The organism is Marinicrinis sediminis (assembly GCF_042685085.1).
Taxonomy (GTDB): domain Bacteria; phylum Bacillota; class Bacilli; order Paenibacillales; family KCTC-33676; genus Marinicrinis; species Marinicrinis sediminis.
In genome coordinates this window covers 634,222-646,439 of the sequence record NZ_JBHUMM010000043.1, presented here as the reverse complement: position 1 = coordinate 646,439, position 12,218 = coordinate 634,222, and the positions used below count along the sequence as shown (strand labels likewise).

The following is a 12,218-nucleotide window of genomic DNA, read 5'->3' as shown; positions in this document are numbered from 1 at the left end:
ATCCAAATTAGTCATGATAGGTCTTATTGTGCTTGTCACTCTCCGTCTCGATTCTTTCCATGACGAGCATATATAAGGCAATTAGCGAGCTAGCAATCCATAGGGGAATGAGGAAATGCACGAATCCTTCCCAACCTGTCCCTTGAAAGAAGGAAATAAGAATCCAGCTAATCATAAACATAACCTGAACAGCAACAAAATGCCGAAAAAACTGGATCGGAAGCCAGATGATGATGGCAATCAACAAAATCAAAGTAAACCATAAATTCACGGTCATCCCCCCCCCTACGCTCCAAGACAATGCCAAGTCAATTCAATTCAAATCAAGTGCAATCGAATCAAAGCGATGTCATTTAATCCGTTAAATGCAAGGCGCAATTATACCGTTCACAGTGCCAGCCTGCTTGATTCCGCTCCAGTATCGTGAGGGACGTATTTTCCAGCTTGGCACGGGTATCTTCATCAGGAATGAGCGTACGAATGCAGTGTCCGAGAATCGCACCATGACTGACAAACAAAATGGCATGATCCGGATATTGGGTGATGTAGTCCTCCATACAGGCGGTACCTCTCTCGATTAATGCTTCCGGCTGCTCGATGCCGAGTTCTTGATCTCGCCAGTTTTCGCCCCACTTGGCAATCCGTTCTTCCTCAGTCGTCCCCTCAATCTGTCCGCCATGCATTTCTCGCAACCTCGGATCCAGAATCACCTCCGGAATGCCGAGCGCCTCCGCTACCGCATGGGCAGTCTGCTGGGCTCTTTGCAAATCACTGCTCACAACCAAATCCCACTTTTCCTGTGCCAACCTTGCGGCAAGACGACCGGCCTGATCCAACCCCTTCTCATTCAGTGGAATATCCGAATGCCCTTGTGCTCTTCCCAACAGGTTCCACTCCGTACTGCCATGTCTGATTAATCCGATTCTACTCATCTCTCCCGCACCCTCCCACATCTTCCTCATTCATTTCCATGTTCCTCTACTACCTAGTATCATAACTGAAATGATTGAGAATGGAAACGCTCAGGTACGTTCTTGCATCCGATCCAGCATCATCATATACCGTTGTCGACCGTTGTACTTCGACCGAAGTCCGTAAGAGCGCAGGCCCAGCTCCTGCAGATTGCGCAAGCTGGGCTGGTTGGCGGGGTCAACCGTTGCACAGATATACCGAAAGGATGCAGCACGTGTACTCAGCTTCAGGGCTGCTCTCGTCATTCGAACGTGCAATCGCTGTCCCCGATAGGCGGGATGAACCATGCATGCTTCCAAATGCATCACTTTCATCTGCTCATACACATTCAGATTGAGATCACGTCCCAGATTGTCCGGCTTGTCCATCGGGAAATAAAACACTCGAAACCCAATCATCTTGTCTGCATCATACAGCGCCCACACTTCCCCATATTCAGTCAGTATCGCCTGCCATTCATCCTGTTGAAGCGGACAGTACGTGGACCTGTCCTCCCCAATCATATACGTTTCCAACTGAAAGGCATATAAGGCAGGCAGATCTGTCAACGTGCACAATCGCAGCACTGCACGCTCATCTTGATCTCGAAGGTCAATGAGATAGCTCACGGAATTAACCACTCTGCGACGTCCCGGAGGATCGTTGCTGCGGGATCGTGCTTGAACGGCTATAGATAAAAAAGATCAACACACCGAGCAGGAACACGAACCCGATAAAGCCTATGCCTTTCAGTCCCCAGATTGCTGCCAGGCCGAAGACCATCGGACCCAGCATCTGTCCCACCTTGCGAATGTTGCCATAGAAGCCGAGCGCTTTTCCCGTCCCGATCGATTGGGTTGCCTTTAACTTCAGGAAATAATTATTCATCGCCACAAGTCCGAAGCTGTCCGCCAATCCCAGCAAAATCACGGCCACGAATGCGGCCCACAACGTACCCTGCAAGGCAAAGACGAATATGGCAGCAGAGATGGTGATTCCGCACAACAGGATCGATTTCTCCACCCCCAGCGTTTTTCTGAAAAACTGACTGAGAAATGGCCCCAAATAGACAATGCATAATCCGTTTAGCAAAAAGGCACGGCCCACGTTAGATGATGAAACGCCGATACTCTGTGCAAATACCGGGAAATAATAGTCCAGAAACATGCTGCAAATGGCGACAGGCATAATAATGAGCAGGAAAAACAGGACGATATTTCTATTGCTCAGAAATTGAGCCACCTTCCAGCGAGATCGAGTGTCCGCCTGGCTGGAATCTGTTGCAGCCGCCGATGCTTCCGCTTGTCTGGGCATGACCCGAAGCATCGGATAACTGATCATCACGACGAACGAGATGAGGAACAGCGCCGTCAGGAATACATTGCTGAAGCCAATCCGGTCAGCAAGCATCGCTCCAACGACCACCCCGACATTGATCCCGGCATACATGCCTGAAAACAGGGCGGAAACCCCTTGCGAGCGCTCTTCTTCATGACGGGCAGCATTGACGCAGCCTCTCAAGGCCATCAAGGTTAAACCGTACCCTGCTCCGACCAGTCCTCTGGCCACGATAAACCAGACACCACTCCAGGCTGTCGCAGATAGAAACGTACCGAACAATAGCAGCAGCAGACCGCCATAACACACGCCCATCCAACCCTTTCGGTCTATCAGAAAACCGGCCACAATCGTAGCCAGCCCGGCCATCAGCATTTCCATTGAAATGGGCAGTCCCAGCACCACCTCAGGAGACAGGCCGTAATGAGAGGTATCAAATTCCCTCATGACCATTGGAATAAATGAAGTTGACATAAAAATGGCTGTAAACAGCAGAAAGGAAATGGGTCGTATGACGGCAGCCGCATGGCCTGCACCAGCCTCCCCGGAAGAAGCAACCTCGCCCTTGCGCACGTTTGGAACGCCACCCCTTGTGCTACGGTTGGAGCTGCGTGTCATGAAGAGCATCACGAGCAGTGTAATCTCAGCCATAAAAATGAATGACGTGACCAGTACGGTCAGCGTATCGAGGACAATATCCCGAAGCTTTCCATTAATATAAGCCTCAGAACGACTGAAAATCAGCGTGCCCTGTTGACCGTCTGCATCCGATGTCAATGTGATTGCCAATGAACCCTCGGCATCCGTCTGCTCAAACGTCGGATTCTGGCCGACATCTGTCAACAGCTGGATATCCGCAATCACCGGTACCGTCTTCATCGTTTGCTGCAAGTACGGTTCAATCTCGTACAACTGATCAAGCGGAACCCCTTTTTGCAAAACGGAATCGATATCCTTCTTCACAATTTGACTCGTTTGAACCATACTTTCCCTTGTAATATCCTGATAGGCCTGATCGAACAAATGATAATTCAAATAGCCAAATACGATCTGCATCATACTGAGGGATACAAGAATCGAAACAAAGATCCGCTTTTTTCGAATCCGGCCTGCTTCATCCAGCAATCGTACCCGCAGCACAAACAGCAAGCCCACGATGACTGCAATGGAAGCAACGATCGCCAGGTAACGGACCAGCTTCCATAAATACGCATTCGTTCGAGTGGTCACAACCGATTCGTCAAAGACCAGCTCAACATAGCCAATATCAGCCTGTGACCGATCCTTGACAGGTAGATAGATGTGATATTTCCCCGCCAGTTCGGCCGACAGGACCTCGTCCGTGCCGGTTTCGTCCTTCAGCCTTTCCGCTAACTCCGCAGGAAGCGACGTCCCCGTCGTTTTTCCGGCATCGGTATATCGGATCGTGCCATCCGGTAACACCAGACGTGTTTCTTCAATCGTCTCATTCAGTTCCTTCGTGGAAGCTAATACCTCATCCATCCCGTAAAAATTGCTGAGCGGCTTGCCATACTTGACCGCATATTCAATTTTACGTACACTTTCCTGCCCCGCCACCGCATAACCGGACACCAGAGATTCTTTGTATTTCTGCTGAAAGGACGCGATATTCAAGCCCCCTGTAAAGGCCAGCACCACCACGACCAGAGACATATAGATAGCGAACAGCGACCATTTTATTTTTCGTTCCTTCATCTGGTTCCCCCCTATTCGCCCTCAATGTTCGCAAAAATTTGATCTGCGACCAGCAGAATATCAAATGGAATCCGATAACCAATCCGATTGGCCGACTCCAGATTCAGTACAATACTCGGTGTATCCCCGTAAATTTGCGATAATTCTCTCGGTTTGGCTCCCCGCAGCACTTGCGAGATGGTGTCTGCGCCAAAATAACCAATCCCATCAAAATCAGCACGATACAGACTCATCAGGGCACCGTATTCGACGTCCTTCTGTCCGATTTGTGAAAACACCGGTACTCCTGCCTCATAAAATGGAGCCAGCAGCTCGGGAAGCTGGTCGATCTGCCAGGTACCTGCCGTCAAATAAAAGGCATCGACTTCCTGGGCAACCTGTTCAAAAGCCGCCTGGATCTCGGCCAGATACCGCTCCTGATCCAACTCATCGGACGGCTCTGCTACATGACGCGCCACGAGTTCAAAATCGAGCTCCTCTGCCATCTGCTCCACATCGCCGGCCGCTGCATAGACTCTTCCCAAATCGGAGTTGTCATGCACCATGCCCAGTCGATCATATTGGAAAATATCATGAAACACTTCAATCTGTCTCTTGTAGCGATTTGCATCCATATGCGCCCAGATATGATCCATACCCGAATCATGCTCAGAGTCAATAATGCCCGATCGCACCGCATTGCTGGATGAGAAGACAAGTGTCGGAATGTCATGGGCGTCCGTTGCAACCGTCTTCCCTGCCGAGGTGCCCAGTGCGAGAATAAGATCGAGATCCTGTTCTTCCTGGAATCGCTTGATCATCTGCTCCTTGCCGGAATCATCCAGATCAATCAGCGAATAATGGGCATCTTCCACGAACTTCAGATAAGGACCTGTCTCCTGCTCTGCCAGCCACTCCCACATGACCTTGCTGTCAACCTGCCCATCCTCGAAGGGAAGTCCCTCCAGCGAATTCAGCCAACCCAAATCCTCCAGACCTTTCAGCAGTCCTTGAAACGTCCCGGCAAAATTGAGATACGGGTCTGTCTCGACATATCCGATGCGCCAGGCCTCATCTCCGTTTTTGAAAACTGGCTCTGTCTGGTGTTCCATATCCGTGGTCGAACCGATGACCACCATAGAAGGCTGGCTGCATACGATCAGCAGCAGCATGATTCCCATCAACAACCAGCGTGCATTCGCTCCTGAAAAAGTTCCTCTGTTTACGCTTTTTTTCATCTATACTTCCCCTCCTATGGATGTTCCCTTGACGGAACGTTTTCGTTGCCGCGTAAGCCAGGCAAACAACAGCAAAGCCGCCAGCATCATGACACTGATCAAGCCGACTCCCTGGGATGCGCCCAGCGTCACGAACAGACCAAATACCAACGGACCAATCATCTGTCCGGCATTCTCAATCAAGCTGTAATAGCCCATCGCTTTTCCTTCACCCAGCTCTGTTGTAATAGGCCGCTCCGTGAAATAGTTGATTTGGGCGGTAATCCCGAATCCCTCTGCAATACCTAGTAAAATAACGGCAACAAACGCGGTCAGCATCGACCCGCTGATCGCAAATACAGCGAGAGCCAGCACCGTGATGCAGCCGGATACAAACATGGCCATTTTTGCGCCCAGATAACGCTCCGCATATTTGCTGAGCAGCGGGCCCAGAAACACAATGCATAACCCGTTTAGCAGAAAGGCTCTCCCGACATTGGATGGCGATGTACCCACCGATTCGGCATACAGAGGAAAGTAATAATAGAGAAACATGCCGCCGATGGCCACCGGAAAGATCACAAGCAGAAAGAAGAACAGAATGGATCGATCGGTGATAAATCGTCTCAGGGCACTGCCTTCCTGCTGCATCTGATCTTGCTGAACCGGCACGCGATGTACAGCCGAAGACGGTTCGGGTCCCACTGGCTTGCCTGTATTTACAATAAACTGGGCTGCAAACCAGAAACCGAGCACCGAGAGGGCTACGCCAATGAGAAACACCTGCGTGAATCCGAGATGATCAGCCACCATCGCCCCGATGACCACGCCACAGTTAATGCCCGCATATGCTCCTGAATTCAATGCAGCCAGCGCTTCATTCTTCGCTTCTTCCGTTGGAGCTGTAACCGTGAATGCCTGCATCGCCATCAAGGTCAGACCAAAGCCGACCCCGACCACTGCTCTTGCTCCGATAAATACCAGCGCATCCCACGCAATTGCGGACAACAGCAGACCGAGACCAATCGTCAGCATCCCTGTCAGAAATGATGGTTTCCAGCCTTTCTTGTCAATCCAGTAGCCAGCCAATATCGAAGAAATCGCCAACATCAGCATTTCGGCTGATATCGGGAGACCGAGCACAATGTCTTCAGACAATCCGAGTATCGGCTCATACAAATCCTTCATTAATACCGGAATAAAAGCGGAAGACAAGTAAACGGAAGCAAACACGAGAAAACCGAGCGGACGAACAATCGTACGATCCATCAGTCCAGCACCGGTCTTGGCAGATCGATCTGCATCGGTGTGCTGCTGAATCCGCTGATAAAGCAATATCAGTAATATCAAGGTGATCTCAACGAGCAGCAGAAAGGAAATAATGACCATCGTGCCTGTATCCAGCATACTGTTCAGTGTTTTGCTGGCAATATAGCTCTTGGACACATCCACGACCGCCATGTAGGCGACCTCCTGTTCTGCATCGGGAACGAGCGGAACGGTATATGTATAAACGGAATAGGAAGTGTCAGTCTGCAACTCCTCCGTCGTAAAATCGGTATTCATAATCGAAACCCGTTCGATTTCCGGAATGGAATCAATCATTTGATTCATATAATCGCCCAGACCGTAAATATCCTGGTAAGAGACCCCTTTGGACAGCACGTTTTCAATATCCTGCTGAATGACGTTCAGCACGATCGACGTATTCTGTTTCACAGTCTCCAGATATCGATCCTTCAGGAGCGTATAGTTCAAGACACCGAATGAAATTTGAATGAGGCCGATAATGAGAAAGATCACTGTCAGCAGCTTGGCTCGTTTTAACGACCCGTCGCTGGACAGGATAGAGAATCGATATAAAAACAGCACGAGCAGCAATACCGCAGCCGCCGCAAACAATCCCAGGTATATCATCAGCTTCCACATGTACGGGTTGACTTCCTGGGCGATCAGTGATGGCTTCAATCCCATCGCGAGAGAGCCAATCCATTCACCTGTTCGGTCATGAATCGGTACATAGATCGTTTCGTTCCCGTCGTGCTTCAGCACCTGAAAGTTCTGATCTTCCAAAGGCACAGGCGGCTCCATCCGTGCGTCTATACCCGCATCTGCCGGGCCTCTGCCATGTTCATCATAGATCACGGCACCCTCCGTGTTGACGACGTGAGTCGCCTCAACCTCGGAAGCCCTGTCCTTCAGTTCTTGCAGCAACACTTCCATGCCCTGAAAATTCGTCAATGGCTTTCCGTACTTCACCGCATATTCAATCTTCTTGACCGTCTCCTCGGCGAGTACCGCATAGTTCGAGGTCAGGGATTCGGTATAGTTTTTCTTGAAAGCAGAAATATTTAATGCACCCGTCAAAGACAGGACGATGACAATCAGCAGCGTGGTCGCCGCCATAAACATAAACCGGATTCGATTATGTGGCATGCGCAGTATCGCCCTCCTCTTCGCCTGTCTCTTCTTCGATATACGTTCGTGTCAGCCTGCTTCCCCACAAATGGACACAGTCCGCATGCAGCGCATCAATGCCGCATTGCGCTGCCAGCTGTTCGGCCATGATCCGATTCTCACCCTGCCGACCGATGACCACCGCCTCATCTCCGACCTGACACGAGGGAATATGCGTGACATCCACCAGAAAGTAGTCCATATACACTTGTCCATAAAGGGGAGCATACTGACCATGGATTAACACCTGTCCCTGCTGCCAGTAATACAGGAACATGGCATCGTTGTAGCCAATCGGAATCGAGGCGATTCGGACTTTCTGGTCCGTCCGGTATTGATAGCCATACCCGAACTGCTTGTCTGATTCCACGGTTTTGATATAAGCGATCCGTGCTTTCACTTCCATCAGCGGTGCGATTCCGGGTAAGCTCGCATGTTCCAGAACCGGTAGACCATACAGTAGTATCCCTGTGCGGACCATATCGCAAGCCAAATCCGGAAACAACAGAATACCCGGACTGCTCTGAGCATGAACGAGGCAATTGGTCCATCCATACACTTGCTTCAATTGCCTGGCTGTCGACAGAAATGAAGCGAATTCCGCTTCCGCCACTTCCAGATCGCCGCCATATGCAGACGGAATATGGGTATAGACGCCTGCAATATCTAGGGTGCTTAAAGACTGGATCTCAGCGACGAAATCGGCCGCGGTTTGCAAATTGATGCCTATGCTGCTCTCACTGATATCCAGACGTATATGTACAGATACGGGGGGCTTGTCCTCCCCTTTCTCCAGGTGGTAATCATGCAGTTCTTTGGCAAACCGGTAGGTGCAGACAGTAGGGGTCAGATCATGCTCGATCACTTCCGGAATTTGCGCTTCCGGTGTCGGACCCAGAATCAATATGGTGTGGTTGGACAAGGCCGCTCTTAACTGAATTCCCTCTTCCACGGTTGCAACTGCAAAATAGGTGAAGCCGCACTGTGCCAACTTTCGGACCATCACTACTGCGCCATGACCGTATGCATCCGCCTTCACAACAGCCATTTGCAAGGGCTGATGAGCAAGATGCGCCTGAATCAGGGACACATTTCTCTCCAATTGCGTCAGATTCACCTCCATCCAAGCTTGATGGGAATGTGGAAGAAGCTGCTGTTGCCTATCATTTTCACGTTCCATTACCGGTTCCATACACTCTCCCTTTCCATGCTTGATCTCGCTGTTATCCTTGAGGATTCACGGTTAACATCTTCGCAAATAAGTGAGTCTGCCTTCCCCTTCATAATAAAAATCCGGGCAATAGCCGACTCGTTCAAATCCTTTCTTCGCAAAAAGTTGCTGAATCGGCACATATAACGGTAAATCACACGTATACGACAGAATGTACCGCCCTCCCCTGTCCGCAACTCTCGCCAGCATGGCCTCGATTAAGGCGGAGGCCATCCCTTGCTGACGGTAATGCTGATGCACGACGATATAATCACATTGATACCCGCCGGTTTGATGTTCATTCTCACGGAACGCAATAACACCTGCCATTTGGTCATCCTGTCTGATGAATCCGTAATCCACGTGGGCACAGTGGAGAGACTGAAGCGGGTCCTGTTGAAAATGCAGAAGCTCCCCGGGGGTATGGTGCTGATCATCAAAGGAAGCCTCTCCACTAAGAAAGCGGGATATTTCCTGAGCCTCGTCTTCGTTTTTCATCCATTGAATCGAAAGATCAATCCAGGTTTGCTTCATCTCTGATCACCTCTCTTACGACACTTGCAGCTGCAAAACCGGATTCCATTGTGCAGATATCCCGTTTTGATAATAATGATCACTCAAGTAAAAATAATGCTGGGCAGCCTTGTCCATCCGATGATGCTTGATCACGGCCAGAAACCCTTCCCTGGCATCGAAGAAGCGACCATGCTGGTACATCTCGACCGACTGCTCGAACAATGCTTTCGTTTCATGCTTCTTCACTCGGGTAAACTCGGATTCACCTTGATACACATCATAAACGCGAATCGGCTCTTCGCCCTCCATCACCTGGATCACACCCAGATTACGGAACTGATATCGCTCCGCGTCCTCCACTGCATCGATGACCTCTTCGGTTGCGAGAATCGAACAAGCGAGCTCTGAGGAGAGCTGTTCCAGCATCATCGAGGTATTAACCCCATCGGAGATGACCTTGCCTTCCATCCGTTCCTGTTCCCCGATAATCCCTACCATCATCGGTCCGCGATGAATGCCAATGCCGATTGAGATCGGTTCCTCTCCCGTTGACGCCTGCTGTTCATTGTACGCTTCGAGCTGTCGGTGCATGGCGATCGAAGCTTGCAGCGCATGCTCTGCCTCGTCGGGGAACAGCGCCATCATGCCACCACCCAAATACTGGCTGACCATGCCGTCATGTTTGCGGACAACTGGTCCCAGATGACTGAACAAGCGGTTAATGAAAGCAAAATTGGCTTCCGGTGTCAGCTGCGCAGATCGCTGATAGAAATTTCGCATATTGACAGTCAGTACGCTCAGCGCTTCCTCCTTCTGATCGCCAAGTCTCGTATCCAGGATACTCTTCTTGCCCAGGAAGTTTAGAAATTGCTGCGGAACAAAGCGGTAATATACCTTGTTCATTTCCGTCATTTCCGTCACATACTGTTGAATCTGTCTGGCCATCTGATTGAATCGGTCTCCCAGATCCCCGACCTCATCCTTCGTGCGGATATGGACTTCGGTATGCCAATTTCCTTCCGCCAGTTCCACGACACTCTTGCGAAGCTTCCGGAGGGAGGACAGGAAATAGATCGTCATCGCCACAAACAGCAACAGCAGCAGCAGCGAGATCATCCCCATATGTTGAACCGTCTTCATGAGCATCTCCCGCTCATGCTGCTTGAAGCCAATCAGATCGGTACCCGTTTCGTAAATGCCCACGATCTCCCGATTTTCATTGAATACCGGGGATATGGCATACACCCACTCGCCGTTTGCATCGGCCCACTCGCCCGTAATGACCTCTCCCTGCTGAAGCACCTTCAGATTTTCCTCATTAAATTCAAACGGCGTATAGATATTGACCTGATCATCATTATCATGAATGACATACAGACCCTCCTGTGTGGCCCGATAAAGGGTATGGTAGTTGCCGGTATGATCAAATCGGTCATTGCCGCCAAAAATGGATTTCATCATTCGTTCCAGCTTGACATAAGCTGGTGAAAGAAAATCCGCTGCCGAATCAATCTTCTCCAGCTCGCTTCCATCAATGACCAGACTTCCCGTATGGGCAATGAGTGCGTATTCTTTGAATATTTCTTCCTTGAGCTTGTGCGCATAGCTTTCATAGATGACATACGACAGCAAGGCCATGGCAGCCAGAATAATCGGAATAAACACCGCAATCTGCTTAATCATGATCGAAATCTTTCGATTCATCATATAGGCGTATACGAAATACAGCGTATAGCCGAACAACAATGTCAGACCGGCCAGTAACGCGACATATCCCCAGCGAAAATACGTCGTGGATGACGGATATTGATAGGATGCCAGAACCGACTGGACATTCCCATTGGCATCCCGTTCATATATCTGATCGGAAAAAGCAACGTAAAGGGAACCGTTCGGACTCGCATAAAGCTCCTGAACATCGAGCATATCCCGTTCCTGTCCCCGTTCCTTGAATGTATCCGCCGAGATCAGACTCTCTACCTGATAAGGTGAATCCGGTGAAAGTCGATTGACCTGCCCCTTATCCATATTCAGAAAGACCAGTCTGTTGAGAGAATCGATTTGCAAATTCTCCGGCACGGTGACCCCTGTCCAGCTTTCACTCTGTCCGGGCGGATACACTTGTTTAACCTGACCGCTGGGCAGCCACTGATACAGCTTGCCTCTCCTCGTAACCAGATAGAGATGATCCGCTTCCGTTCCCGCAAGCTCCGAAATATGGATATCTGCCGGCAAGGAGAGTTGGCGCTGCATGACCGGCTCCGCTGTCACTGCTTTCCCTGCCGGTTCAGACAAATCGACCGCATACTGGACGGTTTGCTCTCCCTGAAGACTGTAGAAATACAGCTGTTGATCCCGAATTTGAAGCGAGCGAATATTTCCAATTCGTTCAAGGCCTGAAGGCTGTTCATAGTTCAGCTCATAAATCGTCTTTCCCTGAGCTCCTGTTGGACTATAGGAGACGATTTTCTCTGACTGGACATACAGACCGTAAGAATCCAGCTTTGTCACCACAGCATAGACCCTTCCATCTGCATCCGTAACGGCATCAGTGAAGTGGGAAATCGATTGGGCCGAGGTTCTTCCCTTACTCACCTCAAATTGGACGGTACCATCTCGCTGTACAGACATCAGCTTGCTTTGGGATTGAATAATCACCACCTGCTGCCCGGACTCGTCCAGTGAAATGTGTGAGATATTGGCGAATGAAAATTCTGTTTTCCATGGAGCGGTTGCGAGCGCATCCGTATGCCGGAGCGCAAACACGGACGAGACCGCCATGACCACAATCAATATGCTCAGCCAGATAATTTGTTTTCGCATTGGAATCTCTC

The 12,218-nt window shown here is 50.1% G+C and carries 9 protein-coding genes; all 9 read right to left on the bottom strand.

Features of this window, described 5'->3' with window-relative positions; all coding sequences use genetic code 11:
- Nucleotides 1-7: 7 nt before the first annotated feature.
- The gene (locus ACFSUC_RS16685; RefSeq protein WP_379930771.1) at nucleotides 8-271 is read right to left on the bottom strand and encodes a hypothetical protein; all 264 of its coding nucleotides are present in this window, start codon (nucleotides 269-271) and stop codon (nucleotides 8-10) included.
- A gap of 82 nt (nucleotides 272-353) precedes the next feature.
- On the bottom strand, nucleotides 354-932 hold the full coding sequence (locus ACFSUC_RS16680) for a histidine phosphatase family protein (protein WP_379930770.1): 579 nt from the start codon (nucleotides 930-932) through the stop codon (nucleotides 354-356).
- A 90-nt stretch (nucleotides 933-1,022) separates the two neighbouring features.
- Nucleotides 1,023-1,592: a GNAT family N-acetyltransferase gene (locus ACFSUC_RS16675; protein WP_379930769.1), complete on the bottom strand. Its 570-nt coding sequence runs from the start codon at nucleotides 1,590-1,592 to the stop codon at nucleotides 1,023-1,025.
- The gene (locus ACFSUC_RS16670) at nucleotides 1,585-4,005 is read right to left on the bottom strand and encodes an MFS transporter (RefSeq protein ID WP_379930768.1); all 2,421 of its coding nucleotides are present in this window, start codon (nucleotides 4,003-4,005) and stop codon (nucleotides 1,585-1,587) included. Before ACFSUC_RS16670 ends, ACFSUC_RS16675 begins: the two co-directional genes overlap by 8 nt.
- 11 nt (nucleotides 4,006-4,016) lie before the next feature.
- Nucleotides 4,017-5,222, bottom strand: a complete 1,206-nt coding sequence (locus tag ACFSUC_RS16665; protein ID WP_379930767.1) for an ABC transporter substrate-binding protein — start codon at nucleotides 5,220-5,222, stop codon at nucleotides 4,017-4,019.
- Nucleotides 5,223-7,637 (bottom strand): MFS transporter, encoded by a 2,415-nt coding sequence (locus ACFSUC_RS16660; protein WP_379930766.1) that lies wholly within the window; start codon nucleotides 7,635-7,637, stop codon nucleotides 5,223-5,225. It lies immediately after the preceding gene.
- A complete protein-coding gene (gene alr, locus ACFSUC_RS16655) occupies nucleotides 7,627-8,850 on the bottom strand; it encodes an alanine racemase (protein WP_379930765.1) in 1,224 nt (407 codons plus the stop codon). Before alr ends, ACFSUC_RS16660 begins: the two co-directional genes overlap by 11 nt.
- Nucleotides 8,851-8,901: 51 nt before the next feature.
- Entirely contained in the window at nucleotides 8,902-9,402 is a 501-nt protein-coding gene (locus ACFSUC_RS16650) for a GNAT family N-acetyltransferase (protein WP_379930764.1), read from the bottom strand.
- A gap of 15 nt (nucleotides 9,403-9,417) precedes the next feature.
- A complete protein-coding gene (locus ACFSUC_RS16645; RefSeq protein WP_379930763.1) occupies nucleotides 9,418-12,207 on the bottom strand; it encodes an adenylate/guanylate cyclase domain-containing protein in 2,790 nt (929 codons plus the stop codon).
- Nucleotides 12,208-12,218: the final 11 nt, after the last annotated feature.